This is a genomic window from Actinoplanes sp. NPDC019969 (assembly GCF_055562375.1).
Genome location: NZ_JBVHFK010000005.1, coordinates 198,869 through 225,498, shown reverse-complemented (window position 1 = coordinate 225,498; position 26,630 = coordinate 198,869). Strand labels below are relative to the sequence as shown.

The window sequence follows — 26,630 nt, the reverse complement described above, 5'->3', positions numbered from 1 at the left end:
TCATGGGACCGAACACCGTTGACGAGTACGCCGAGCGGAACACCCGGCTGCTGGACCGGCACCGGATCAGCCGCCGCTCGGCGTTGCGGGCGGTCACCGCGGGCGCCGGCGGCCTGGCCTTCGCGCAGTTCCGGCGCGCCGACGCCGCGTTCGCCGCCGCCGGGGGCCGGCAGGGCAGGGCCGGCGTGGTCGTCTCCGGGCGGCACCTGTCGTTCGTGCCGGGCCGTGACGGCGGGCTGCGTGCCGCGATGGCCGTCACCGCGCAGCTGGTCAGCCGCACCGGCAGCCTCCCGAAGAAGCTGCGCGCGGTCGTCGAGGTGGGCCGGGCGCCCGGCGAGTACGGCACCCGGCACGACGCCGAGATCCGGCACCTGAGCGGCTCGGACGCCATCGCGGGCGGGCCGGTGTGCAGCCAGTTCTACGTCAAGGCGGTGCTCGGCGACCTGACACCGGGAGCCGTGCACCACTACCGGATCCGGCTGTCCGACGGCACCGTCACCGGCGACGCCCACTTCACCGCCGCGCCGGCCGCCGCCGTCGCCGGGCCGTTCACCTTCACCGCGTTCGCCGACGTCGGCACACACACCGCGCCCACCGACCCGAAGCACTCCTGGCACCAGCAGCCGGCCGCGGTGCTGCGCGACGGCGGGAAGTGGCCGGCCGGAGTCTTCGACAACAACTCCTACCTCGGCAGCGACCCGGTGGCCGGGACGCTCGGCACCGACCCGTGGCCGGCCGCCACCCAGGTCACCCTGATAGGCGCCCAGAAGCCGGTGTTCACACTGCTCGCCGGGGACATCTGCTACGCCAACCCGTCCGGCTCCGGCCTGCCCGCCGACGACACCCTCGCCATGACCCGGACCGCGCCGGCCGGACGGAACCTGTTCAACCCGTACGTCTGGGACGTCTTCCTGAACCAGATCGAACCGCAGGCCGCCTACACGCCGTGGATGTTCGCCACCGGCAACCACGACATGGAGCCCATTCACGGGTCGCACGGCTACGGAGGCCATGTGACCAGGCTCGACATGCCCGGCAACGGGCCGTCCGGCTGCCCGTCGGTCTACCGGTTCACCTACGCCAACGTCGGGTTCGTCTCGATCGACGCCAACGAGCTGTCGGCCGAGCTGCAGACCAACACCGGGTACTCGGGCGGGTCACAGGTGCGATGGGTGGAGGCGGCGCTCAAGGAGTGGCGGTCCGGGACGGCTGTCGACTTCATCGTCGCGTTCTTCCACCACTGCGCGTACGCGACGTCGCACAACCACGCCTCCGACGGCGGGGTACGGGACACGCTCGACCCGCTGTTCTCCCGGTACCGGGTCGACCTGGCCGTGCAGGGGCACAACCACCAGTTCGAGCGGACCGACCCGATCCGGTTCGGGAAGAAGACCAGGTCGGCGCCGGACGGGGCGACGATCCGGCCGGCCGAGGACGGGGTCACCTACATCTGCGCCGGATCGGGCGGGCGGCCGCGCTACCCGTTCCGGCCGGCGCCCGGCCCCGAGGCGCCCGCCCCGCGCGGGGTGAAACCGACCGGGATGCAGGCCCTCCCCGAGGGGGAACGGTATCGCGGCCACCGGCCCGCGGCGCCGGAGAACACCAGCGACACCGTCGCCAACAGTTACGTCTGGGCGGCGTCACCGGCGAAAACCGGCAAAGGCGGGCAGGTCAACGGGACGCGGGTGCCGGAGTCGGTGGACTGGTCGCAGGTCCGCTACGACGCGTACGCGTTCCTCGCCGTCGACGTGACACCCGCCGCGCCGGGTTCGACGACGACGATGACGATCCGCACGCTGGCCGATGCGCTGCCCGGGACGAAGCAGCCGTACACCGAGATCGACCGGATCACCCTGACCCGCACCGTCGGCCGCGGCCGCCTCACCGACGGCCAGACCAGTGTGTTGAGTTCGGCCGTCAGGGACGCCTGAACTCGACACACCGATCAGTCGACGGCGTAACTCTCGACCAGGTCCGCCAGGATGTCGTGGGTGCGGCGCAGCTCGGCCAGCTGCGCCTCCACCCGCTGCAGCTCCGCGGTGAGCCGTTCGGCCAGCCACGGCGTCCGGATCGCCTCGTCCGACACGCACGGCAGCACGTCCCGGATCGTCGCCGTCGACAGTCCCGCGGTGAGCAGCGTGCGGATCAGCGCGACCCGGCCGATCGCCGCGTCCGGGTAGTGCCGCTGGCCGCTCGTACCCCGCACGCTTTCCAAAAGCCCCTGCTGTTCGTAGTAGCGCAGCGACCGCGCGCTGGCGCCCGTCGCCGCACTGAGATCCCCGATCCGCATGTCTCCCCGATCACAACCCTTGCCCCTGACATCAGTGTCAAGTCTTAGCGTCTGGCGCATGACGACGACAACCACCGTCCTCGATCTCTCCACCCCGTTCACTCTCCGCGGGCTGGAGCTCGCGAACCGGTTCGTGATGGCCCCCATGACCCGGTTCCACTCCCCCGGCGGCGTGCCCACGCCCGAGGTCGCCGCCTACTACCAGCGGCGCGCTGCCGGTGGCATCGGTCTGATCATCACCGAGGGCGCCCTCGTCGGCCATCCGAGCGCGAGCCACGAGACCACCGTCCCGACCATGACGGCCGGCGCCGCGGAAACCGGCTGGCGCGCCGTCACCGACGCCGTGCACGCCGCCGGCGGCAGGATCGCCGCCCAGCTCTGGCACCTCGGCAGCGAACGCCGGCCGGTCGACGGCATCCCCTCCTGGACCCCGTCCACCATGACCCACGCCGACATCGACACGATCGTCGCCGCGTTCGCCGAGTCCGCCCGGGTCGCGGCCCGCGCCGGTTTCGACGCCGTCGAGATCCACGCCGCGCACGGCTACCTGCTCGACGAATTCCTGTGGCCCGCCACGAACCGCCGCACCGACGCCTTCGGCGGCACCCCCACCCGCCGCGCCGCCTTCCCGGCCGAGGTCATCCGCGCGGTCCGGGGCGAACTTCCCGTGATCGTACGGTTCTCCCAGTTCAAAGAACGCTCCTACGACGCCCGCATCGCCGAGTCACCCACCGAACTGGACGCCATCCTGTCCGTGCTCGCCGCCGCCGGCGCCGACGCCCTCCACGCCTCCCAGCGCCGCTTCTGGGAACCCGCTTTCCCCGGCTCCGGCCTCAACCTGGCCGGCTGGTCCAAGAAGCTGACCGGCCTCCCGTCGATCACCGTCGGCTCCGTAGCCCTGACCCGCGACCTCCCGCACCTCCCCCGCCTGCTGTCCGGCCTCACCATCGGCGAATACGACCTGGTCGCCCTGGGCCGCATCCTGCTCGCCAACCCCTCCTGGGCGAACCTGGTCACCACCGGCCGCTCCACCGAGATCCACGACTACGCCAAGCCCCACGAACACACCTACTTCTGAGCCCGGCCACCCCCACCACGTAACCAGCCGTCGCCCCTTTCACCGGCCCCCCACCGGCCTGCACGACGGCCAACCTCGCCAGCCGTCGCCCACACCCCCTTCCGCAACCCCATAACCGGCCCGAACGACGGCCGACGCAGCCAGCCGTCGCCCACACCCCCTTCCGTACCCGCATAACCGGCCCGAACGACGGCCGACGCAGCCAGCCGTCGCCCACACCCCCTTCCGCAACCCCATAACCGGCCTGCACGACGGCCGACGCAGCCAGCCGTCGCCCACACCGCCTTCGGCGACCGGAGAGCCGGTCTGAGCGACGGCCGGTGTGGGGGTGCCCGGCCTGCTGTGGGCTGGTTCCCGTCCGGACGGACCGGCTGAGCGCGGGCGGCCTGAACCGGGAGGGGCCGCTTCGCCCGTGAGGCGCGGGTCGGCCGGGAGGGGAGGCCTGCGTCGCGATGACAGACACGGGACCCTTTGCCAGGTCGTACCAGAAATTTCGGGATGACCCAACCGGTATGTGCCCGGGGAGATCAACCACAGCCTATTCATAGACTTCGATGTTTCGATGCGGTTTCCCCCAAGGCAGAAGGAGGAGACATGCAGGACAACGACGCGTTCGTGCGGGAAGTGCACGACAAGGGGCTCGCCTATGACCTGCCCGTCATGACGCGGCGGCGGATGCTGACCGCGATCGGTGGGGCCGGGGCCCTCGCCGTCGCCGGTGGCGCGCTGCTCGGCGGGAACGCGCGGGCAGCGGACGCGGCCTGTGCGGCGGAGGTGGACTCGGAGACGGCGGGACCGTACCCGGCGGACGGCTCGAACGGGCCGAACGTGCGCGTGCTGTCCGGGATCGTGCGCGGTGACATCCGGTCGTCGTTCGGCACGTCGACGACGACGGCGCCGGGTGTGCCGCTGCGGTTCTCGCTGACCGTGCTGAACGCCGCGTGCACGCCGACCGCCGGCGCGGCCGTCTACGCCTGGCACTGCGACCGGGCCGGCCGGTACTCGCTCTACTCCGCGGGGGTGACGAACCAGAACTACCTGCGCGGCATCCAGGTCACCAACTCCTCCGGGACCGTGACGTTCACCAGCATCTATCCGGGCTGCTATGCCGGGCGCTGGCCGCACATCCATTTCGAGGTGTACTCGTCGCTCGCGGCGGCGACCAGCGCGACCGGGCTGATCAGGAAGACGTCGCAGATCGCGTTGCCGGAGAGCGTCTCGCGGACGGTCTACGCGAGCGCGACCGGCTATGCACAGAGCGTCACGAACCTGAGCCGGATCACCCTGGCCCGGGACATGGTGTTCGGTGACGACCTGGCCGCGACCCAGATGGCCACGGTGACCGGCTCGGTGCCGGCGGGTTACGTGGCGAACCTGACGATCACGGTGTGAACGAGGGCCGGGGGCCTTCGGAAGGCCCCCGGCCGTTCTTCACCGCCGCACGTAGCCGTGCGGGTCGAGCACGTACTTGCGGGCCGTGCCCTGGTCGAACTCCTGGTAGCCGCGCGGGGCCTCGTCCAGCGGGATCGCCGTGGCGTTGACGTTGCGGGCGATGTGCACCCGGTCGTGCAGGATCGCCATCATCAGCTGGTGGTTGTACTTCATCACCGGGCACTGGCCGGTGACGAACGAGTGCGACTTCGCCCAGCCGAGGCCGAGCCGCAGCGACAGCGCGCCGACCTTCGCCGCCTCGTCGACGCCGCCCGGGTCGCCGGTGACGTACAGGCCGGGGATGCCGATCGCGCCGCCCGCCCGGGTCACGTCCATCAGCGAGTTCAGCACGGTCGCCGGCATCTCGGTGCCGGAGTCCCGGCCGTGCCCGCGGGCCTCGAACCCGACCGCGTCGACTGCCGCGTCGACCAGCGGCTGCCCGATCGCGGGAGCCGACCGGCCGAGGATCTGCTGCACCTGCTCGGCGGGGTCGCCCTGGGACACGTTGATCGTCTCGCAGCCGAAGCTGCGGGCCTGGGCGAGCCGTTCGTCGTTGAGGTCGCCGACGATCACGACGGCGGCGCCGAGCAGGAACGCCGAGGTGGCGGCGGCCAGTCCGACCGGTCCGGCGCCGGCGATGTAGACGGTGGAGCCGGTGGTCACGCCCGCGCTGACACAGCCGTGGTAGCCGGTCGGGAAGATGTCGCTCAGCATGGCGAGGTCGAGGATCTTCTCGAGGGCCTGGTCCCGGTCGGGGAAGCGGAGCAGGTTCCAGTCGGCGTACGGGACCATCACGTACTCGGCCTGCCCGCCGACCCAGCCGCCCATGTCGACGTAGCCGTACGCCGACCCGGGCCGGTCCGGGTTCACGTTGAGGCAGACGCCGGTCTTGCGTTCCTTGCAGTTGCGGCACCTGCCGCAGGAGATGTTGAACGGCACCGACACGATGTCGCCGGTCCGCACGTACTCGACGTCCGGCCCGACGTCGATCACCTCGCCGGTGATCTCGTGGCCGAGCACCAGGCCCGCCGGGGCGGTGGTGCGCCCGCGGACCATGTGCTGGTCGCTGCCGCAGATGTTGCTGACGACGGTCTTCAGGATCGCGCCGTGCGGGGTGCGGCGGCCGACGTTCATCTTGTTGACGCCGGGCCCGTCCTTCATCTCGTAGCCGGGGTAGTCGATGTCACGGACCTCGACGCGTCCAGGCCCCTGATAGACAACCGCTCTGTTGCCCATGAGTGCCTCCTTCCGGTCCCGGCCAGTCTTCACCGCAGGGTGACAGGCTGAGAACCGTCAGTAGTGTCGAATAATGCATATCCCAACTACGTCCCCGGGAGTATGAAGCGGGCCCCCGGATGGGACAGAGTGGAACGATGCCCCGCCTCCGCGACGTGTCGAGCGCGCTGCTGCTCTGCGTGCTCCTGCTCGCCTGGACCCGGTGGGTCGCCCCGCACCTGGTCGCGGCCCGCGCCATCGACACGCTCGCCTACATGCTGGTCGCCGTCAACGCGCTCGCGCTGACCTGGCGCCGGGCCGCCCCGCGCCGGGTGCTCGCGGTGACCGCGGTGGTGAGCCTGGCGTACATGTGGCGCGGATACCCGTACGGCCCGGCGCTCCTGCCGTTCGCCGTCGCCGTCTACACCGTCGCCCGTCACCTGCCGTGGCGGCCCGCCGCGATCGCCGCCGCCGCCGCCCTGCCGGCGCTGTCCGCGCACGCCCTCAGCGACGGCCCCGACGCCGGTGACCTGCTCGCCGTGTTCCCGGCGACCGGGTGGGTGGCGGTGCCGTTCGCGATCGGCAGCGTGCTCGCCGTACACCGCGAGTCGGTCGGCCGGGAACGCCGCGAGGCCATCGAACGCGGCGTCCAGGAGGAGCGGCTGCGGATGGCGCAGGAGGTGCACGACATCGTCGGCCACGGCCTCGCCGCGATCAAGATGCAGGCCGACATCGCCCTGCACGTGCTGGTCAAGAAGCCGGAGGTGGCACGGCCGACGCTGGAGGCGATCAGCGGCACCAGCGCGCACGCCCTGGACGAGCTGCGGACCACGCTGCGGATGCTGCGCTCGGCCGCCGAGTCGCAGGCCTCCACCCCCGGCATCGGCGATCTCGACGCCCTCTATCAGCGGATGACTTCGGCCGGGCTGCGGATCCGGCTGCGCAGCTACGGGTCACCCGAGCCGGTGCCGCCGGAGTTCGCGCTGGTCGCCTACCGGACGGTCCAGGAGTCGCTCACCAACGTGCTGAAACACGCGAACCCGAAAGAGGCCGACATCGTGCTGGAGAACGAGCCCGGCGCTCTGCGGATCAGGGTGACCAGCGCCTTCGTCGAGATGAGCCCGCGGGACGGCGGCATGGGCCTGGCCGGCATGCGCGAGCGGGTCACCGCCCTCGGCGGCCGGGTCACCGCCGGTCCGGCGCCCGGCGCCACATTCATCGTGGACGCGTGGCTTCCGCTCTCCGGCCGGGTCGCGGCATGATCTCGGTGCTGCTTGCGGACGACCAGGATCTGGTACGGCTGGGCCTGCGCACCCTGCTGACCAGCGAGGACGACTTCCGGATCGCCGGCGAGGCGGCGGACGGGCTGGCCGCTGTCGAGATCACCGAGCGGGTACGCCCCGACGTCGTGCTGATGGACGTCCGGATGCCCGGCATCGACGGCCTGGAGGCGACCCGGCGGATCATGAACCGGCCGTACCTGAACGCGACCCGCGTCATCGTGCTCACCACGTTCGAACGCGACGAGTACGTCTTCGAGGCCCTGCGCCTGGGCGCCAGCGGGTTCCTGCTCAAGGACACCCCGCCGGTGGCGCTGCTCGACGCGATCCGCACGGTCGCCGACGGCGGGGCGCTGCTGTCGCCGTCGGTGACCCGTACCCTCATCCGCGAATTCGTCACGAAAGGCCCCCGCCGGCTGGTCCCGCACCCGAACCTGGACCAGCTCACCGACCGGGAACGCGAAGTCGTCGCCCTGGCCGCCGAAGGCCTGACCAACCACGAGATCGCCGCCCGCCTGGTGGTGAGCCCGGCGACCGCCCGCACCCACGTGAGCCGGGCGATGGTGAAGCTGGGCGCTCGAGACCGCGCCCAGCTCGTCGTCTTCGCCTTCCAGTCCGGCCTCGCCACCTGAGTCTCAGCGCCTGCCCGCCGGGCCGGTCAGACGGCCACCATGAGCGCAGACGATGAGAACACCCGCGACCGCGACGAAGACGATGTCCTTGAGGATGTACTGGGCCTCCAGCGTCGGCGCGGCGCCCCGGAACAGGTCAGCGGGGAACAGCATCAGCGGCGACATCATCCCGGCCAGCACGGGCAGCAGCAGAACCAGCCCGGCCCGCAGCCACACCCCGGTGATCAGCACGAGCCCCAGCGCCACCTCAACCACCGCCGTGCCCACCACCGCGAGCCGGCCGTCGATCAGCCCGAACGTCAGCAGGTCCACGGTCCGCATGACCAGCGCCTCCGCCGGAGACGCCCCCGGGACGAACTTCAGCGCGCCGAACCCGGCCAGCACCAGCCCCAGACTCACCCGCAGCGCGGCGGCACCATGCCCGGCGAGCCAGGCGACGAGGCGGTCCCTTCGTTGATCGATTCGTACCATCTCACCGACGGACATGATGTCCTCCCCCGATTCCGGGCACGCCAGCCGCGCCCTGCCCCGAACTCTCCGCCGATCCGCCCGCGCTCGAATCCGCCCGGGAACGGCCTCCGCACTGCGCTCCCCACCGCCTACCGCGCCGCCGCTCCTACGCCCCCCGCCGTACCCCCTGTCCCCACCGCCCCGCCGTACCCCCGCTCCTACGCCACCCGCCATCCCCGCCACAGATCTTGGGTGGCTGGTTCTGGTGGCTGTCTCCTCGCCGCCGAGACAGCCACCAGAACCAGCCGAGGGTTTCCGGCTGGCCTTCAGTGCCGTCTCGGCGGCTCGGAGACAGCACTGAGGGCCAGCCGGACCGGGCAGTGCTGAACGGCACGCCCGGAGCGGGCCGCACGGTCAGATCGCCAGCCGTCACTCACGCCGGTTATCCGCAGCCGATGACCGGCGTCAGCGACGGCCGACCGCCCCAGCCGTCGCACACACCCGCCACCCGAAGCCGATCACCAGCCCCAACGACGGCCGACCGCCCCAGCCGTCGCACACACTCCCCACCCAAAGCCGATGACCGGCGTCAGCGACGGCCGACCTCGTCAGCCGTCGCACACACCCGCCACCCAGGGCCGATGACCGGCGTCAGCGACGGCCGGCCCCGCCAGCCGTCGCACACACCCGCCACCCAGGGCCGATGACCGGCCTCAGCGACGGCTGACGAATGAGGCCCGGCCAGGAGCCGAACGCCGGGGACGGGACCTGGCGGAAAAGACGTCCCCGGCCGCTGAGGGCCGGGGACGTAGGGCGGGGCGAGGGTTCTGGCTGCGGCTAGGTGGTGACACCACCCGCTGTGGGCACGGGCTCGGCCACCGCCAGGGTGGCGTGGGCCCGGACCGGTTCGCGGGGGATCTCGGCGGCGCCCGCTCCGGCGACGGGCCGGGGCCGGCGTGGCACGAGGCGGCCCGCACTGCCGCCCCGGCCGGGATAGATCAGCAGGCCGTTGACCGGATCGGGCACGGCGTCCAGTGCGGCGCGAACGGCTGGCAGCTCACGGAAGGAGACCCATTCCGACTCGTCGGCAAACGCTATCTCGAACAGGACTCCCCAGGAGAACAGCCGCCAGTCCCAGTCGCGGGCGCCGAACGCGATGGCCGCGGAGACCAGCATCTCCTGGTGAGACTCCCGCCAGCGGGCCGCAGAGGAGCGTGTCCCGTCGAGAACCTCGATCGACCACCACCGCAGATCCATATCGACCACCATCGCCGCTTCCAGGTGCCCCGATGATACTGCTAGATCGTGATCAATCGGCCAGATTCGGCACATCCCGCCGCACGTTGGCATCAACGATCGATGATTGCCGATAGGTGGGGGCCGCCGGGGACGGCGGCGAAATGAAAGGCCGGCGCGCGGACGGCAGAGAAAGCGGCCCAGGCGGCAAACGTGCGACGGGCGGGGGCATCGAGCGGGGGCAACGGGTGGCGAGCGGAAGGCAGCAGGTGGCGAGCGGGAGGCAGCGAGCGGCAGGAGAAGAGGAAACAGGGCTCAGGCGGCGGACGAACGGCGGGCGGCGGGCAGAGCGGCCGGGGACGCCGCAGGCAGGGCCGCGTGCCGGCGGGCGGGGAGGCGGCGCGAACGGCGCAGGCCGGTGCGGGAGGCGCCCGCCGTCCGGGCTTCGGGCAGCTGTGGGCCGGCCCACGCCGGGATGGCGCCGGGCGGGCTGAGGGTACGGTCGGGCGGGATCCACAGGGGCTGCGGGGTGATCGGCGAGCCCCACCACATGATCGTCCCGTACCCCCGGACCAGTGGTGGCTGCAGTGCCGGCCAGTGCGCCTCCGCCGGGATGTCCAGCCGCCACGTCTCGGCGGGCACGAGCGCGACCCCGGCCCGCGGCGGCGGCACCATGACGACACCGCCGGTGGTGGCCGGTTCGGCGCCGGCGGGGGTGACGGCCGCGGGGGCGGATGCGAGGACGACGGCGGAGCCGACGGTGACGGCGCCGGCGGCGAGGGCGGCCCATTCCCAGCCGGGTTTGACGGTGTCGCCGATCAGGGTGAGCGCGATGATCGACGGCAGGACCACTTCGCCGGTCCAGTGGACGGCGGTGACCCGGCCGACCTCGCCGCCCTGGAGGGCGCTCGCGTACAGCAGCATGCCGGTCAGCGCGAACGCGATCATGGTCCAGGTGACCGGTTCGGTGACGACGGCGACGACGGCGGTGGCCGTCTGCCGCATCTCCTCCTCGGGGAACTGCAGGGCCCGCCCGGAGATGGCGGCGCCGCCGAGTGAGAACCCGCCGATGAGCGCGATCAGCCCGGGCCGCCCGGTCTTCGTCGCGCCCCAGCCGAGCACCCAGAGTGTGAGCAGCGCGGAGACGAGGCCGAGCCGGACGGTCATGGACGGCAGCATCTCGTGCTGCTGGCCGGCGGAGAGGGCGAGCACCCCGAGCGCGCAGGTGGTGCAGACGATCGCGGCGACGTCGCGGCGGCGCAGCCGGGAGCCGAGGAACAGCCAGGCGGCGACGGCGGTGACGGCGAGCGATCCGGCGAGCACCGATTCGACGACGTAGACGGCGAGGTGCTGCAGGGCGACGACGGCGCCGACCCAGGCGACGATGTCGAAGCCGATGCCGATCAGGTAGAGCGGATGGCCGAGGGTGCTGGCCGTGCTGTGGCTGCGCTTGGCGCCGATGGCCTGCAGGATCGAGCCGGTCGCGTAGCTGAACGCGCCGAACACCGCCATCCCGAGCGCGAACCAGCTCATGGAGGTCATCACACGCCTCCTACATGATCACGCTCGGTGGATCGATCGATCACGCTCAGATCATATGACCTGAAAGAGATCCTTTCGACCCCGCGCTGACCACCTCAGCGATACGCCGCAGATCTCCCGGCCCGCATCGATGATCGACAGGCAGCGTCAGCATCCGGTCGCCGAGGTCGGCGGCGGCCTCGTCGCCGCTCCAGAACCCGGCCCGGTCCTGCCGCCAGTGCACCGGCGCGAAGATCCGGTTCTCCGCGAGGAACGCCAGCAGCCGGTCGCGCGCCGCCTGCGACGGGCACAGCAGCTGCACCCGGAAACCTCCACCCCCCAAGATCTCAAACCCTTGCGGTGTACGCCCACCGAGCGCTGCCGCCACCTCCGCGGCGTTCCGGGCGCTCGTTCCCCGTACCGCAGCGAGGTCCAGAAGCGGCAGCAACGCCGCGGTGACCGCACTCGCCGGCCCCGCACTCCCCAGCAGTTGACTCTCGCCCCGCTGCTGCAGCTCCCGGAAGTGCTCCTTGGGCACCGGGCGGCCGTCCAGCCAGGCGGCCTTGAGCAGCATCGCCGCGAGTTTCAGGTCGGCGCCGCCGGCGGCGGGACCGGACGGGACCGGCAGGTCGAGGCCGCGCGGTGACCACAGCAGACCGCCGTCCGGCAGCGGCAGCGTCTTGCGCAGCGACGCGACGGCGTAGTGGGCGGTGCTGGCGCAGGCCCACGCGCTGAACGGGTCGTGCGAGTGGTCCTCGATCACGGTGATCCCGGGGTGTGCCCGCATCCAGGTGTCCCAGCCGCCGGGGTCGTCGCGGCCGAAGAGGTTCTGGGCGAGCACGACGTCGCCGGGTGCGGGCCGCAGCGTCGCCCAGTACGGTCCGTGGCCGTCCGGCAGGTGCCGGTACCAGCCGATCGGCGCCTGTGGAGCGAGGAATGCGGCGACGCCCATGCAGAAGTACGTGGGGACGTGCAGCCGCCCGGCCGGCGCGAGCAGGCGCAGCAGTGAACCGAGCGCCCCGGCCCCGGTGGCGAACAGCGCCCGCCGGAACGGCAGCCATCCGGGCAGACCGCCCTGCTCCTCGTCGAGCAGGGCGGCCGCGTCCCAGTGGAACTCCGACCCGATCTCGCGGGGCGGTTCAGGCGGCACGGCTGACTTCCGCATCGGCCGGCCCGGTCTTCTGCCGGGCGATGTTGAGCTGGTCGACGTGGACCGGCGGCTCGCCACGGTTCAGGCTGATCGCCGTACGCCAGAGGATCCTGAGGTCGAGGGTGGGCGACCAGTTGTCGACGTACCAGCGGTCCAGGATGAACCGCTGCGGCCAGTCGATGTCGTCGCGCCCGTTGATCTGCGCCCAGCCGGTGATGCCCGGTTTGACCTCGAGGCGGCGGGCGTCCTCCGGGGAGTAGTTGGCGACCTGCGGCAGCACGTCGGGGCGCGGGCCGACCAGGTTCATCCGGCCGGTCACCACGTTGAGCAGCTGGGGCAGCTCGTCCAGGCTGGTCCGCCGCAGGAACCGGCCGCACCGGGTGATCCGCGGATCGTTCTCGACCAGCCCGAACGGGTCGTCGATGCCGAGCTTCGCGCTGAGGGCCACCGAGTCGTGCACCATGGACCGGAACTTCAGCATCCGGAACGGGACGCCGTCCTTTCCGGCCCGGTCCTGGACGAAGAGGACGCCCTTGCCGTCGGCGATCCGGATCCAGGCGGCGATCGCCAGGATCAGCGGGGCGAGCAGCAGGACCATGAGGAGGGCGGTCAGCCGGTTGACGCCGTTCCAGAGGACTCGCACGGTTACCTCTTCCCTTACAGGCTCTCGACGGCTCCGCCGGTGAGGCGGTGCCGGGTGTCCAGGACGTAGGGCGCGTGCTGCACGACCAGGTCGAGGTCGAACGCCTCGTGGTCGGCGAGCAGCACCACGGCGTCGGCGGAGGCGGCCTGCTCGGCGGTGAGCTGGACGCGTTCCACCCGGCTGTCGACGTGGGCGTCCTCGACGACGTGCGGGTCGGCGGCCCGGACGGTCGCGCCCATCTCCAGCAGCAGCGCCGCGACCCGGCGGGCCGGCGACTCCCGGGCGTCGCCGCTGTTCCGCTTGTAGGCGAGGCCGAGCAGCAGGATCGTCGACCCGTTGACCGATTTACGGCGCTGGTTCAGGGCGGCGACCAGACGGCGTACCACGTAGTCGGGCATGTGGTTGTTGATGTCGTTGGCCAGCTCGACGAACCGGAAACTCTGGCCGAGGGTCCGCTGCACCCGCCAGGACAGGTAGGACGGGTCGATCGGCAGGCAGTGCCCACCGACGCCGGGGCCCGGCACGAACCGCATGTAGCCGAACGGTTTGCTGCTGGCGGCGTCGATCGCCTCCCAGACGTCGATGCCGAGTTCGTGGGCGTACACCGCCAGCTCGTTGACGAGGGCGATGTTGACGTGCCGGAACGTGTTCTCGAGGAGCTTCGCCAGCTCGGCGACCTTCGGGTCGGATACCGGCACGGTGTGCTCGACCACCGACGCGTAGAACGCCCGGACCGACGCGAGGGAGGCCGGGTCGATCCCGGACACCACCTTCGGCGTGGTGACCAGGTTGAACTGGCGGTTGCCCGGGTCGATGCGCTCCGGGCTGTACCCGAGGTGGAAGTCGACCCCGGCGATCAGGCCGGACCCCTCCTCCAGGATCGGCGCGACCAGTTCGGAGGTGGTGCCGGGATAGGTGGTCGACTCCAGCGCGACGGTCGCGCCCGGCCGCAGGTAGCGGGCCAGGGTGCGGGCCGAGTCCTCGATGTAGGTGAGGTCCGGGCTGCCCTCCCGCAGCGGGGTCGGCACCGCGATCACCGCGACGTCGAACCCGGCGCAGGACCGTGGGTCCGACGACGGGTGGAACGATCCGGCGGCGAGGACCTTCTGCAGGTCGGCGGAGGAGACGTCGTCGACGTACGACTCACCGGCGGCGAGCCGTTTGATCCGGTCGTCGTCGACGTCGAAGCCGACGACGGTGTGCCCGACCTCGGCGGCGCGGACCGCGAGCGGCAGCCCCACGTAGCCCTGACCGGCGATGACGACCCGCATGGGGGTTCTCTCCTCAATCTTCGGGATGATCCGGGGTTTGGGCCGGCGGCGGTTCACGAGCGCCGGGCCGGTGGGACGGCGGCCGACTCGGGACGGCGCTGCTTGGTGGTGACGACCGGGTGCGGCGTCTTGGACAGGGCCGGGCTCTCGGCGAGCCAGCGCAGCACGGCGATCAGGTCCTCCCGGGGCGCCGACGCGTCGAGCAGCGACAGCACCGCGCCGTCCAGCGGCGGCACCGGCGCCTGCGAGATCAGCGGATGGTTCGGCCGGTGGTCCGGTTCGTCCGGCCCGAGCAGCACCTCGGCGAGCTTCTCGGCCGGCCGCAGCCCGGTGTAGACGATCTGGATGTGCTGTTCGGCCGCGTCGGCGATCCGCTTGGCGACGTCGGCGATCCGGACCGGCTCGCCCATGTCGAGGACCAGCACCTCGCCCTCGCTCTCGAGCGCCCCGGCCTGGATGACCAGCCGGACCGCCTCCTGCACGGTCATGAAGTAGCGGGTCACGTCCGGGTGGGTGACGGTGATCGGGCCGCCGGCCTCGACCTGCGCGGCGAACGCGGTCAGCACCGAGCCGCGGGAGCCGAGCACGTTGCCGAACCGGACGCTGCAGTAGGTGCCGGTCGCGGTGGCGTCGGCGGCGGCGGTGAGCCGTTCGGTGATCCGCTTGGAGTACCCGAGGACGCTGCACGGGTCGGCGGCCTTGTCGGTGGAGATGTTGACGAGCCGGTCGACGTTGTGCCGGATCGCGGTCTGCAGGATCTGGTACGTGCCGATGATGTTGGTCTTGAGCGCCTCGGACGGGTGCATCTCCAGCAGCGGCAGGTGCTTGAGGGCCGCGGCGTGGAACACCACGTGCGGCTTGTGCTCGGCGAACACCTCGTCGAGGCGCTGCTGGTCCCGGATGTCGGCGACGACCAGGTTGCGGTCGTCGAGCTGGCCGCGGCCGTCGATGGACAGCTGCACCGCGTGCAGGCCGGACTCGTCGCGGTCCAGCATCACCAGGGTGGCCGGGTGGAACCGGGCGAGCTGCCGGCACAGCTCCGAGCCGATCGAGCCACCGGCGCCGGTGACCAGCACCCGGCGGCCCTCGAGATAGCCGGCGACGGCGGCCAGGTCGATGCCGACCTCGCGGCGCCCGAGCAGGTCCTCGTGGCTGACCGGCCGGATGTCCTCGACCCGGACGGTCCGCCCGAACAACTCCACCACCGGCGGGACGACCTTCAGGTCGACGTTGAGCGGCTGGGCCAAAGCGGTCAGCGCCCGGATCAGGTCGGCGCTGGCGCTCGGGATCGCGATGACCACCGCCTCGGCGTTGAAGCGGCGGACCACGTCGGCCATGTCGGCGCGGGTGCCGCGGACCGGGACGCCCATCACCCGGAAGGTGCGTTTGGCCGGGTCGTCGTCGAGCAGGGCGACCGGGACGTACGGGCTGCGCGGGCTGCGCAGCATCGCCCGGATCACCTGGGTGGCGCCCTCCCCCGCGCCCATCACGACGACCCGGGTTCCGTGTTCCGGCGACGGCCGCAGCCGGCTGTCCTGCAGCAGGCGCACGGCGTAGCGGACGCCGGCGGTGAACACCAGCGCGATCAGCCCGGCGCCGATGACCGCCGAACGGGGTGTCAGGTACGACAGGCTGTCCAGGACGAACACCGCGCCGGTGGTGACCGCGGCGGTCTTCACCAGCGCGGCGATCTCGTCGAAACAGCCGTACGACCAGCGGCCGGTGTAGAGGCCGAAATGGATGCCGGCCACGGTGTGCACGATCGCGGCGATCGCGGCGAGTGTCACCAGGCCGGGGAAGTCGATGTGACCGACGTGGCCGTCGTGCCGCAGCAACGTCGCTATCAGCAGCGCGGCGCCCAGGGCCAGCGCGTCGGTGGCAGCGCGTGCGGCGCGGCCGGGCAGGGCTCGGCGGTGCCACGGAACCGGGTGCCGACCCGGGCCGCGCCAGTCGCCGGGCGTCGCGTCGGCGCTGATTCCGCCGGGCGCTCGTCGCCGTACCTGCATGGATTCCCCCTCGTACGATGCCGGCGCGGCCGGCCGCGGATCCTCCCCGGACAAGGAAGAACGAGCACGGGACAAACGCATTTCCGGACAGGAGAAATGCGAGCCTCAGCTCGTCTGCGCCCTTTCGCAAAATCAGAGTTGCAGCCTGGCAGGGCGGTTCACAGTAGCAATTGTCATGGGCTACGTGAGAAGCTTTCACATTCACTGATCGGCATTTCCGCCGGATACTTTCAGCCCTGGCCGGATGGCCATTCGGCGGAGGATGTCATATCCACAGTGAGAACGTCTCGTCTTAGGCGTGACATCTGCGACTTCCGTTGCCGCCATAATTCCGGCAGCGTCTTTACGGCGGGTGAGGCAAGCGTTCTGTCGAGAATGCGACCGGGGGACACACAGATGCGGGTGCTGCATGTGATCGGCACGCTGGAGCCGGGGGCGGCCGGTCACCAATTGCGATTGCTGGTGCGCCGGCTGCCGTACGAGAACGAGATCGTCTCGCTCTCCGGCGGCGACCTGCCCGGCACCCGGGTCCACCACGTCGCCAGCGCCGGCGACCGGGACCCGGCCGCGATCCGGCGCCTGCGGCAGCTCATCCGCTCCGGCCGCTACGACCTGGTGCACACCCACCAGTACCGGGCCTGCGTGCAGGGCCGGATCGCCGCCCGCCTGGCCGGGGTGCCGACCATCGTCGCCACCGAGCACCAGCTCGGCACCGAGGTCGTCGAGGGCCGCCGGGTGTCCCGCGGGGTCCGGGCCCTCTACCTGGCCGCGGAACGCCTCGGCCAGGTCACCATCGCCCCGTCCCCGGCGGTCGCCGGCCGGCTCCGCGCGTGGGGCGTGCCGGACCGGCGGATCACCGTGATCCCCAAGGCGATCGACCCGCGCGAGTTCCGGTTCGACGCGGGCCTGCGGGCCGCCGCCCGCGGCCGGCTCGGCGTCGAACCGGGCGTGCCCCTGATCGGTGCCGTCGGCCGGCTGGACCCGGGCAAACGGTTCGACCTGCTGATCCGGGCCGTCACCGAGGTGCCGGACGCGGTGCTGCTGCTGGTCGGCGACGGACCGGCCCGCCGCGCCCTGGAACGCCTGGCGATCATCGAGGGCGTCGCCGACCGGGTGCTGTTCGCCGGAACGGTCGCCCACCCGCGCGAGATGCTCTGCGCGATGGACGTCTTCGCCTCACCGGACACGACCAGTTTCGGACTCGCCACCCTGGAGGCCCTCGCCGCCGGCCTGCCCGCCGTCTACGGCTCCTGCCCGCCGCTGGAGGAACGCTCGGCAGCCCGCGCCCCGGTCCGCGGCACGTTCCGGCTGTCGGCCGACCGCGAGTCACTGCCCCGGGCGTTGCGCGCGGAGCTGCTGTGCCTCGACGAGCGGCGCGGCGCGCGGTTGCCGTCCCGGACCGCGGGCGTACGGTACGACGCGGACCACCTGGCCGCCTCGGTCGGTGACCTCTACCAGCGGATCTCGGCGCGGCCCGGGCGGCGCCGGGTCATCGCGCCACTGCTGGCGTACCGCGGGCGGTTCGGGCGAAAGAGCAGCTTTCCACTACCCGGCTCCAGCGTGCGGAACGCATGAGCCAGCGGAACGCCAGATAGCCCAGCCAGGTGCCGAGCGTGTTCGACAGCACGTCGTGCACGTCCGCCCAGCGCTGGCCGTGCAGGGTGAGCAGCAGGGTCAGCTGGCTCATCTCGATGGCGAAACTGATCAGGAAACCGATGCCCACCACGCGCCGCACCCCGCGCACCCCGAAGATCATGTGGAGCAGGGCGCCGAGCGGCACGGTCATCATCGCGTTCAGCACGAAGTCACGGCGGCGCATGTCGACGATCGGCACCCAGAGGATCCGGTAGAGGTCCGGGTCGCCGACGCCCGGCCCCCAGGACAGCCGCATCGGCAGCATCGTCGCGCCGATCACGGCCACCGCATACCACCCGGCGAACCAGGCGACCGCGAGACGGCCCGGCGTCAGCATCCCGCGGCGGTGCAGAAACCACGCCGAGAAGATCATCAGGGCGACGCCCAGAGGCACCAGTACGGGCAGGGCCGGGATGTCGATGTGATGGGTTGGCATCCGTTCCTACGCTACCCGGTCGCCGCTCCCCGCCTTCCACCTTCCCACCGCTCCTCTCAGCGCAGCCAGCCCTCTTTGCGGGCGATCCTGATCGCGTCGAGGCGGTTGCGGGCGCCGGTCTTGGAGATGATCGCGGAGAGGTAGTTCCGGACCGTGCCACCGGACAGATAGAGCCGCCCGGCGATCTCCTTCACCGAGTCACCCTCCGCGGCCAGCCCCAGAACCTCCAGCTCACGGGTGCTCAACCCGCGGTCGGTGTTCAGCGAGGCGGCCTGCAGCATCGGCGAGACCACCCGCTCGCCACGGGCCAGGCGCCGCACGGTGTCCGCCAGCATCGCCGGCGACGAGTCCTTGACCAGGAAGTTGAGCCCGCCGTTCCATCGGCGGGGCGGGAGCATGCCGCGTTTCGACGGGTCGCAGAGCAGCAGCATCGAGCAGGACGGGATGGCGGTGTGCAGCTCGTCGGCGATCGGCAGGACCTGACTCACCATGTACTCCGTGTCGATCACGACGACGGCGGGCCACAGCTGGGCCGCGCGTGGGGCCAGATCGCCGCTGATCGGCAGGGTGTCGACGTAGTGCATGTCCGGTTCGGTTTCGAGGAAGGTCCGCACCGGGACACCGAAATATCCCTCGTCTCTCACCACAACGACCCGGATCATCACACCACCCTCGTCGATGGACGCCCGGCCCAGCCGGTTCGCCGCCCCCGTCAGGAACGCTGATGCACATACCTTTCTATCGCCCCGTGTCCATTCGGAGGACCCCGGGTCGACAGATCTTCCATTGATCCGGGAAATCGGTCCTATCCCCAGCTCAATGCTGATGCGTGCCAATGGCGATCACCACCTGACACGTACTTAACGTAACGGCCCGGAGCACTCTGCGCACCTAGCCGTAGCCGATCGAACGAGTCAGGTATGCCGGATCAACGAAACGGGCGGCCGAAATGACCAGGACATGGATCATTTACCCACCGGAAACCTAGGCGATGTCCTGCTTTTTCTGGACCAAAGGTACAGCAAACTGATCGATTATCGCCATTCCGATCACTCGAAGGTGATAATGAATCCCTCTCCACGACCGCACCGTTATACCGCAATGCAAGATCAGTCTCGAAAGCGAAACCCCTTCAAAGGTCCGAAAAGGATTACCCCTCCCTCGTACGGGTGAAGCCCTCCCCGCCGCCCCTCGGCCGCTCCCGCGAGGTTCCCGGCTGACAGATGGGCGATGGGGTTGTAGGCTCCGCGGCGATGATTACCTTCGTGCATGGATCGGGGGTCTCGTTCGCGCCAGGTGAGTGCTGATGCGCTCCTTGAACGCGGACGGGCAGACCCGTCTTCTCCACTGGCGGCGCGTGCGGGAGTTCGCCGTGCCGCCCTCGATGATCGAGATCGCCACCACCCGACGACTCGCCGGCGACTGGGCCGGAGCGTGCGCCGCCGCGCACGTCGACGTGGACCTCGACCTCCGTACCGTCACACGGACCCGCGGCCACGACCTCGCCGCGCTCGTCCGTGCCGACCTCCGACGTCTCGCCCCCGACCTGCTGCGCTGGCACCTGCCCCGCACCATCGCGGACGGCCTGCTGCGGCCGGGCCTGACCATGTCCCTGACCCGCTACCGGCAACCCACCGGCGACGTGCACCTGGTAGCCCGAACCCCACCCGGCTGGGCCGCCGCCGGCCAGCGGATCAGCCTCGCCCTGTGGGACCCGGCCACCACCGGCACGTGCCCGCATCCCCACCCCCGCCCCGACAACCGGTACCGCCTCGACCTCCACCCACATCTGTGGGCCGCCGACCGCTCCCCCGACCTGCTCACCCGCTCCGGCGCCACCGAATGGCCGTCCCTGCCGCAAGAGCACAGCGGTCACGCCGTACATCGATGGATCGCCGAGGCGGCGATCCTCCGGGAGGCCGACGGGTATGCGGGCCCGGTCACCGTCCGCCTCGGAAACGGGCGGCGGCTCCGGCTCGGCGAGAACCGTCCCGGCACTCCCTTCCGCAGAGGCCGTGGGGGTACGGGTGACCCCGTCCTCCCCTACGCCGCCACCTGGATACCGCCCGACGTGGAACTACTCCACTCCGGGATGATCAGCCCGGACCGGTTGCACCCGCTGGTGGCCCGAGCGCTGACACCACATCCACCGTCCCCGGCCACCCCAGAACGTGCGGCACCGAACTATTCAACGCCGAACTATGCAACGCCGAACTATTGGACCCCGCACTATTCGGCGCCACACTGCTCGGTACCGAACTATTCGGCGTCGAACCATCAGGCCCCGGACGATCGGCTGGTCGAGTGCTGTGGCGAGATGCATCGCGTGGGCCTGGTCGGTGGAGTTCTGGTGCCGCTCGATCATGACGACGCCGAACTCGCCCGGGAGTCGATGCTGACGGCTCTCGGCGGGCCGCCTCTGCCGTGTCTTCGGACGATCGATACCGCCCTCCGGAACCCGGCCAACCTCGACGAGATCCGTACCCGGCTGGACCACGGCGATCATGAGGGTGCGACAGCTCTGGTCACCGCATTGCTCGGCCCCGACGCCGAACCCGAGGGTGAACTCGGTGAAGCGCTCGCAGAGGCTACCCAGGCCCGGATCGAGCACGGCCTCTACCGCGCCGGCCTGGCCGCCCACGCTCCAGGCCGGATGACTGTCCCGGCCGGACCTCGCAAGGACCGGGCCGGCCGCCGGGGCCGCCACCACCGTCTCCCGAAGCGGATCACCACTCCCCGTTGACGCCCTTCCCGCCCCGACCATTCGCCTCGCTCGACCCTTCGATGAAGGTAAGCGCATGCGTAACGATCTCGAACAGTCGACCAGCAATCTTGTGCAACTCGCTCCGGCACCACCTGCCCAAGATCGGCAAGGCTCGCGATCTTGGGCAGGCAGAACCGGATTTCCGCAGCTCAGCGCACAAGAAGGGGCAGGAATTCGATCTTGTGCGCCCGGCTCCGGCACCGGGTCCACAAGATCGGGAACCGGTCCGGGAGCCCCGGCCGTAGCCGTGACGGCATCGCCCGGACAGGAATCGGCTGCTCGCCCCGCAGCGGCCCAGAGGAAGGCGCAGCACACGGCGAAACCGCGAGCTGCGACACGAGAACCGGTTCGCGTACGGCGTACCGCAGAAATCGGCCGCGCAGCGGCCCCGACGACCCCCAAGGTGATCGAATCTGATGCTTGACGTCTCTGCCGACCTTCTCGCCCTGCTCACCGCGACCGGCACCGAACCCCGGCCGGACAGCCAACTGGAAGCCCTCGCCCTCGCCGTCGCCGCGGACCTGCCGGTGCTGCTGTGGGGTGAGCCGGGAATCGGGAAGACCGCCACGCTCACCCAGCTCGCCGACGGGCTCGGCCTGCCGCTGACCACGGTGATCGCGAGTGTGCACGAGCCGTCCGACTTCGCCGGGCTGCCGGTGGTCGGCGACGATCCGGCGGTGCAGGGGGTGCCGATGGCGCCGCCGGACTGGGCGGTACGGCTGGTCCGCGCCGGGAAGGGCCTGCTGTTCCTGGACGAGTTGTCGACGGCGCCGCCGGCGGTGCAGGCGGCGCTGCTGCGGGTGGTGCTGGAACGCCGGGTGGGCGCGTTGCGGCTGCCGCCGGGCGTACGGATCGTGGCCGCCGCGAACCCCCGCTCGTCGGCCGCCGACGGGTGGGAGCTGAGCCCGCCGCTGGCGAACCGGTTCGTGCATGTGCAGTGGTCGTACGAGCACGAGGTGGTGGTCCGGGGCCTCGGCGGGGTGTGGCCGCGGGCGACGATGCCGCGGCTCGAGGAGGATCTGCTGCCGGCGTCGGTGGCGCGAGCCCGCCGGGCGGTGTGCGGTTTCCTGGAGGCGCGGCCGGCGCTGGTGCACCGGTTGCCGGACAGCGAGGCGCGCCGGGGCGGTCCGTGGCCGTCGCCGCGCAGCTGGGAAATGACGTTGCGGCTGGTGGCTTTCGCGGCGGCGGCGGGCGCGTCGCGGGAGGTGCTGTCGATGCTGGTACGGGGCACGGTCGGTGACGGCCCGGGCCTGGAGCTGCTGGCGTTCGTGGACCGTCTCGACCTGCCGGATCCGGAGGCGCTCCTGGCCGATCCGTCGTCGGCGGTGCTCCCGGAACGCGGTGACCTGCGCCAGGCGACGCTCGACGGGGTGGTCGAGGCGGTCCGGAAGCGCCCGGACCGGTCCCGCTGGGAGGCGGCGTGGGCGGTGCTCGCCCGGGCGCTCGACACGGGCGCGCCGGACGTGGTGGTGGTGCCGGCCTCGACGCTGGCCTCGCTGCGCCGCGACGACTGGCCGGTCCCGGCGGGCATCGAGCGCATCGCCCCGGTGATCGAGCTGCGGCGCCGGGTGGCCGCGACCCGATGACCACGGTACGGGCGGAGTTCACCGCCGAGGAGACCGCGAAGCTGTACGCGGCCCGCCTGCTCGCCGTCGAGGCCCGCCCTTATCTGGCGACGGCGTTGTACGCGCTGAAGCCGGTCCTGTCGTGGCGGGTGCCGACGATGGCCGTCGACCGGTACTGGCGCTGCTACGTCTCGCCCGCCTTCGTGGCCGCCACCCCGGTCGGCGAACTGGCCGGCGTCTGGGTGCACGAGGTCTCCCACCTGCTGCGCGACCATCACGGCCGCGGCGAGAGGCTGGCGACGGCGAGGGATCTGGGCGGGCCGGGCGACCGGTTGCGGATGAACATCGCCGCCGATTTCGAGATCAACGACGATGTGTACGGGCACGGCCTGCCCCGGCCGCGCAACGCGATCCTGCCGCGGATGCTGGGCCTGAGGACCGGCGAGCTGATGGAGGAGTACCTCGATCAGATCTCGCTGGGCCCGTACTGCCGGGACCTGACCTGGCTGGACTGCGGCGGTGGCGCGGACGGCCTGGACCGCCCGTGGGAGCTCGGCCCGGACGGCGCGGACGGCCTGTCCGAGCAGGAACGGGCGCTCGTCCGGTACCGGGTGGCGCAGGGCATCACCGGCGCCCCCGGCAGTTCCCCGGCGGGTTGGCAGCGCTGGGCGGAGAAGGTCGTGCACCCGCCGCAGCCGTGGCGTGAGCTGCTCGGCAACGCGGTCCGGTCGGCCGCGTCGGCGCCGGGGGTCGGCGCGGACTACGTCTACAGCCGGCCGTCTCGCCGGTCGTCGAGCGTGCCCGGCGTGGTGCTGCCGAGTCTGCGCCGCCGCCCGCCGCGGGTCACCGTGGTCATCGACACCTCCGGGTCGGTGAGCGACACCGAACTGGGCAGCGCTCTCCTGGAGGTCGCCGCGATGGCCCGGGCGGTCGGTGGCCGCCGGGATCTGGTGCGGGTGCTGTCGTGTGACGCCGCCGCGCACGTCAGCGGCCCGATCTGCGAGTCGGAAGGCCTCGCGCTGCTCGGTGGCGGCGGCACGGACCTGCGGGAGGGTTTCGCGACGGCGCTGGCCGGCCGCCCGTCCCCGGACGTCATCGTGGTCCTGACCGACGGCCAGACCCCGTGGCCGGATCGCCGCCCACCCTGCCGCACGGTGATCGGCCTGTTCCCTCGCCCCTCCGCCGTGCACGAGGGCGATCCCGACTACGAGCCGGACCTGCCGCCGGCCTGGGCCCGGGTGGTGACCATCGGCTGACTCCCGGCCTGCCGGTAGCGACGCGGCACCGGGCCCGCGCCGCCCGCATCAGCGTCGCGTTCACTTCCTGCTCATTGCAACGTGGATGGGTAACGTTGCATTACCTTCAGGGCCAATGCAGCACTTAAGAGCCTCTGAGCAGGAAAACCTCTGTCCGAAAGCAACGGGCGCGTTGCCATATCCGTGAAGGCAACGTAGCTTTTCTCTTGTCGGAAACAAGAGGACCCGGACAGGAACAGGTGGAAGCGATGTCGAAGAACAGCAACCCGCTGACGGAGCCGGCGTGGTCCGGGATGGTGCCGGTCGAGGACACGGCGCTGGCCGTCACCGACACCGGTGGCGCCGGCGTTCCCGTGGTCTATCTCAACGGGCAGTTCGCCACCCAGGGGTACTGGCGGCGGGTCATCGCCGAGCTGGGGACCGGGTGGCGGCACATCACCTACGACGAGCGGGCCCGCGGCCGGTCGGACCGCTCGGCGGACTACTCCTTCGAAGCCGCGGTCCGGGACGTCGACGCGGTCCTGGCGGCCCGGGGCGTGGACCGGGCCCTGCTGGTGGGCTGGTCCTACGGAGCGGTGGTCGCCGCACACTGGGCCCACCGGCACCCGGACCGCGCCATCGGGGCGATCATGGTCGACGGCGCCTTCCCGTCGGACTGGCTCGACGAGGCCATGGAGGAGCGGATCCGGAAGCTGTTCCGGCGCATGAGCTGGTTCCTCCCGCTCCTGCGCCCGACCGGTCTCGCCCCCCGGATGACCGCCGCGCAACAGGCCGACAGCAACATCGAACTGGGCAGGCTCTCCCGGGAAAGCGAACTGGGGCCCGTGCTCGAGGGCGTCACGGTCCCCACCCGGTACGTGGTGGCGTCGGGGAAATCCTTCGGGAGCCGCGGTGACGAGCAGGAACGGATCCGGGGCGCCCTGGACACGCTGACCGTCCGCAACCCGAACATCCGGATCCATGCGAAGGTCGCCAGCAACCACGGCGCGCTGCTGAAGAAGGACTTCCCGGTCATCGCCGAGGCCGTCCGCGAGGTCGCCGCCCTCGACCTCAGCCGGCGCTGACGACGCCGGTGCGGCCGGGAGCCCGCGTGTGGACTTCGGGCGCGCTGCGCGCTCGAAGTCCACACGCCAGGCGGTGGAACGACGGGCTCAGTGCAGGACGACGGGGGCGGCGGCCTTCTCGTCGTCGGCCAGGTGGGACACCTCGCGCTTGCGGGGCAGGAACAGCGCCGGGATCAGGGTCAGCGCCGTCAGCACGAACGCGACGGTGAACGTCGTGGCGAAGGCGTCGGCGGCGAAGTCCAGACCGCGTGCGAGCAGGCCGGGGTCGGGGAAGTTGGCGACCGCCTCGGGTTTCATCTGGCCGAGGGTGGCCAGGTCGGCCTCGGTCAGCGGCTCCTGGGTCTGCGGGTTGACCGCGCCGGGCACCACCGGCGACTTGTTGAGCTGCGCGGTCAGGATCACCGAGAAGATCGCGCCGCCGATCGAGCCGGCGATCTGCTGCAGGATGTTGAGCAGCGTGGAGCCGCGAGCCACCTCGTGGTTGGTGAGGGTGCGCAGCGCCGACGTCATGATCGGCATCATCGTGCCGCCCATGCCGAGACCCATCACGAACAGCGAGCCGCACAGCAGAACGTACGACGTGTCGGTGCCGACCTGGGTGAACGCGAAGAACCCGGCCGCGATCAGGAGCAGCGCGAACGGCACGGTGCGGCCGACCGGCACCTTGTCGGCGAGCATGCCGGCGATCGGCATGGTGACCATCGCACCGATGCCCTGCGGCGCCATCAGCAGGCCCGCGTGGAGCGTGGACTCGCCGTGGATCTGCAGGAAGTAGCTCGGGAAGAGCAGGCCGGCGCCCATGAACGCGACGGTGAACACGGCCAGCGTGATCGACGCGACGGTCAGGTTGCGGTTGCGCAGCAGGCGCAGGTCGAGCAGCGGGTGCTGGGGCTTGAACGAGTAGAACACGAACCCGATCACCAGCAGCGCGCCGATCAGCATGGGGATCCACACCTTGTCGGCGGTGACGGTCTCCTCCTCGGGCAGCGAGGAGACGCCGAAGAGGAACAGCGCGAGACCGGGCGACAGCATCAGCATGCCGATGAAGTCGAACGACTCGGACGGCTCGGGCCGGTCCTTCGGCAGGACGATCTGGGCGTAGATCAGGGCGATCGCGCCGATCGGCAGGTTGATCAGGAAGATCCAGTGCCAGCTGTACGAGTCGATCAGCCAGCCGCCGATGATCGGGCCACCGATCGGGCCGAGCAGCATCGGGATGCCGAGGACGGCCATCAGCCGGCCGATCCGCTCCGGGCCGGCCGCCCGCGTCATGATCGTCATGCCGAGCGGCATGAGCATGCCGCCGCCGAGGCCCTGCAGCACCCGGAAGGCGACGAGCTGGTTGATGCCGTCAGCGGTCGCGCACAGGCCGGAGCCGAGGGTGAACAGCAGCAGGGCCGTCATGTAGAGCCGTTTGGTGCCGAACCGGTCGGCGGCCCATCCGGTCAGCGGGATGACGGTGGCGAGGGCCAGCGTGTAGCCGGTCATCGTCCAGGCGACCTCGGCGTACGTGGCGCCGAAGTCTTCCATGAAGGTAGGGATCGCGACGCTGACCACTGTCACGTCGAGAATTGACATGATGGCGCCGAGGACGACGACCCCGGCGATCTTGAGAACGGCGCCGTCCAGCTTCGCCGGCGCCGCCACAGGTTGAGAACTCACAACATCTCCACAGGTTGGGCGGCATTCCGGAGCGTAGTGAACAGG

At 71.2% G+C, this 26,630-nt stretch carries 22 protein-coding genes; 10 read left to right on the top strand and 12 right to left on the bottom strand.

Translation table 11 applies throughout. The annotated features are described in order from the left end of the window. The first annotated feature begins 2 nt into the window (after nucleotides 1-2). On the top strand, nucleotides 3-1,931 hold the full coding sequence (locus ACZ3II_RS17160; protein WP_465518613.1) for a metallophosphoesterase: 1,929 nt from the start codon (nucleotides 3-5) through the stop codon (nucleotides 1,929-1,931). Nucleotides 1,932-1,945: 14 nt separating this feature from the next. On the opposite strand, the gene ACZ3II_RS17155 is transcribed toward ACZ3II_RS17160, so the two are convergent. Further along, nucleotides 1,946-2,290: a MerR family transcriptional regulator gene (locus ACZ3II_RS17155; protein WP_465518612.1), complete on the bottom strand. Its 345-nt coding sequence runs from the start codon at nucleotides 2,288-2,290 to the stop codon at nucleotides 1,946-1,948. A gap of 58 nt (nucleotides 2,291-2,348) precedes the next feature. On the opposite strand from ACZ3II_RS17155, the gene ACZ3II_RS17150 reads away from it, so the two are divergent. Both ACZ3II_RS17150 and ACZ3II_RS17145 read left to right on the top strand, forming a co-directional pair. After that, on the top strand, nucleotides 2,349-3,368 hold the full coding sequence (locus ACZ3II_RS17150) for an oxidoreductase (protein WP_465518611.1): 1,020 nt from the start codon (nucleotides 2,349-2,351) through the stop codon (nucleotides 3,366-3,368). A 594-nt stretch (nucleotides 3,369-3,962) separates the two neighbouring features. Continuing rightward, entirely contained in the window at nucleotides 3,963-4,760 is a 798-nt protein-coding gene (locus ACZ3II_RS17145; protein WP_465518610.1) for an intradiol ring-cleavage dioxygenase, read from the top strand. A gap of 39 nt (nucleotides 4,761-4,799) precedes the next feature. On the opposite strand, the gene fdhA is transcribed toward ACZ3II_RS17145, so the two are convergent. Then, nucleotides 4,800-6,035: a formaldehyde dehydrogenase, glutathione-independent gene (gene fdhA / locus ACZ3II_RS17140; protein ID WP_465518609.1), complete on the bottom strand. Its 1,236-nt coding sequence runs from the start codon at nucleotides 6,033-6,035 to the stop codon at nucleotides 4,800-4,802. A 137-nt stretch (nucleotides 6,036-6,172) separates the two neighbouring features. Here fdhA and ACZ3II_RS17135 point away from each other — a divergent pair, with 137 nt between their 5' ends. Continuing rightward, complete coding sequence (locus ACZ3II_RS17135; RefSeq protein WP_465518608.1) at nucleotides 6,173-7,276, top strand: sensor histidine kinase; 1,104 nt, start codon at nucleotides 6,173-6,175, stop codon at nucleotides 7,274-7,276. Beyond that, entirely contained in the window at nucleotides 7,273-7,926 is a 654-nt protein-coding gene (locus ACZ3II_RS17130; protein WP_465518924.1) for a response regulator transcription factor, read from the top strand. The genes ACZ3II_RS17135 and ACZ3II_RS17130 overlap by 4 nt, the downstream gene beginning before the upstream one ends. Before the next feature lie 3 nt (nucleotides 7,927-7,929). Here the strand turns inward: ACZ3II_RS17130 and ACZ3II_RS17125 are convergent, their stop codons facing one another. The 7 genes from ACZ3II_RS17125 to ACZ3II_RS17095 all read right to left on the bottom strand — a co-directional run bounded on the left by ACZ3II_RS17125 (nucleotide 7,930) and on the right by ACZ3II_RS17095 (nucleotide 16,203). Beyond that, nucleotides 7,930-8,412, bottom strand: a complete 483-nt coding sequence (locus ACZ3II_RS17125) for a DoxX family protein (RefSeq protein WP_465518607.1) — start codon at nucleotides 8,410-8,412, stop codon at nucleotides 7,930-7,932. Nucleotides 8,413-9,213: 801 nt separating this feature from the next. Continuing rightward, on the bottom strand, nucleotides 9,214-9,633 hold the full coding sequence (locus ACZ3II_RS17120) for a hypothetical protein (RefSeq protein ID WP_465518606.1): 420 nt from the start codon (nucleotides 9,631-9,633) through the stop codon (nucleotides 9,214-9,216). Nucleotides 9,634-9,927: 294 nt separating this feature from the next. Beyond that, entirely contained in the window at nucleotides 9,928-11,145 is a 1,218-nt protein-coding gene (locus ACZ3II_RS17115; protein ID WP_465518605.1) for a hypothetical protein, read from the bottom strand. Nucleotides 11,146-11,200: 55 nt separating this feature from the next. After that, nucleotides 11,201-12,283, bottom strand: a complete 1,083-nt coding sequence (locus ACZ3II_RS17110) for a hypothetical protein (RefSeq protein WP_465518604.1) — start codon at nucleotides 12,281-12,283, stop codon at nucleotides 11,201-11,203. Beyond that, the gene (locus tag ACZ3II_RS17105) at nucleotides 12,273-12,926 is read right to left on the bottom strand and encodes a sugar transferase (RefSeq protein WP_465518603.1); all 654 of its coding nucleotides are present in this window, start codon (nucleotides 12,924-12,926) and stop codon (nucleotides 12,273-12,275) included. Before ACZ3II_RS17105 ends, ACZ3II_RS17110 begins: the two co-directional genes overlap by 11 nt. A gap of 14 nt (nucleotides 12,927-12,940) precedes the next feature. Further along, nucleotides 12,941-14,197: a nucleotide sugar dehydrogenase gene (locus ACZ3II_RS17100; protein ID WP_465518602.1), complete on the bottom strand. Its 1,257-nt coding sequence runs from the start codon at nucleotides 14,195-14,197 to the stop codon at nucleotides 12,941-12,943. 53 nt (nucleotides 14,198-14,250) lie between these two features. Next, on the bottom strand, nucleotides 14,251-16,203 hold the full coding sequence (locus tag ACZ3II_RS17095; protein WP_465518601.1) for a polysaccharide biosynthesis protein: 1,953 nt from the start codon (nucleotides 16,201-16,203) through the stop codon (nucleotides 14,251-14,253). Between the two features lie 396 nt (nucleotides 16,204-16,599). Here ACZ3II_RS17095 and ACZ3II_RS17090 point away from each other — a divergent pair, with 396 nt between their 5' ends. Continuing rightward, nucleotides 16,600-17,778, top strand: coding sequence for a glycosyltransferase (locus tag ACZ3II_RS17090; RefSeq protein ID WP_465518600.1), 1,179 nt, complete (start codon nucleotides 16,600-16,602; stop codon nucleotides 17,776-17,778). On the opposite strand, the gene ACZ3II_RS17085 is transcribed toward ACZ3II_RS17090, so the two are convergent. Further along, complete coding sequence (locus ACZ3II_RS17085) at nucleotides 17,693-18,274, bottom strand: VanZ family protein (RefSeq protein WP_465518599.1); 582 nt, start codon at nucleotides 18,272-18,274, stop codon at nucleotides 17,693-17,695. The genes ACZ3II_RS17090 and ACZ3II_RS17085 overlap by 86 nt on opposite strands. 56 nt (nucleotides 18,275-18,330) lie before the next feature. After that, complete coding sequence (locus ACZ3II_RS17080; RefSeq protein ID WP_465518598.1) at nucleotides 18,331-18,936, bottom strand: response regulator transcription factor; 606 nt, start codon at nucleotides 18,934-18,936, stop codon at nucleotides 18,331-18,333. A gap of 644 nt (nucleotides 18,937-19,580) precedes the next feature. On the opposite strand from ACZ3II_RS17080, the gene ACZ3II_RS17075 reads away from it, so the two are divergent. The 4 genes from ACZ3II_RS17075 (at nucleotide 19,581) to ACZ3II_RS17060 (ending at nucleotide 24,923) form a co-directional block, all read left to right on the top strand. Beyond that, a complete protein-coding gene (locus tag ACZ3II_RS17075) occupies nucleotides 19,581-21,017 on the top strand; it encodes a hypothetical protein (RefSeq protein WP_465518597.1) in 1,437 nt (478 codons plus the stop codon). 437 nt (nucleotides 21,018-21,454) lie between these two features. Beyond that, nucleotides 21,455-22,624, top strand: a complete 1,170-nt coding sequence (locus tag ACZ3II_RS17070) for an AAA family ATPase (RefSeq protein WP_465518596.1) — start codon at nucleotides 21,455-21,457, stop codon at nucleotides 22,622-22,624. Beyond that, on the top strand, nucleotides 22,621-23,859 hold the full coding sequence (locus ACZ3II_RS17065; protein WP_465518595.1) for a vWA domain-containing protein: 1,239 nt from the start codon (nucleotides 22,621-22,623) through the stop codon (nucleotides 23,857-23,859). Before ACZ3II_RS17070 ends, ACZ3II_RS17065 begins: the two co-directional genes overlap by 4 nt. Before the next feature lie 248 nt (nucleotides 23,860-24,107). After that, nucleotides 24,108-24,923: an alpha/beta fold hydrolase gene (locus ACZ3II_RS17060; protein WP_465518594.1), complete on the top strand. Its 816-nt coding sequence runs from the start codon at nucleotides 24,108-24,110 to the stop codon at nucleotides 24,921-24,923. A gap of 87 nt (nucleotides 24,924-25,010) precedes the next feature. On the opposite strand, the gene ACZ3II_RS17055 is transcribed toward ACZ3II_RS17060, so the two are convergent. Further along, nucleotides 25,011-26,585, bottom strand: a complete 1,575-nt coding sequence (locus ACZ3II_RS17055; protein WP_465518593.1) for a DHA2 family efflux MFS transporter permease subunit — start codon at nucleotides 26,583-26,585, stop codon at nucleotides 25,011-25,013. Nucleotides 26,586-26,630: the final 45 nt, after the last annotated feature.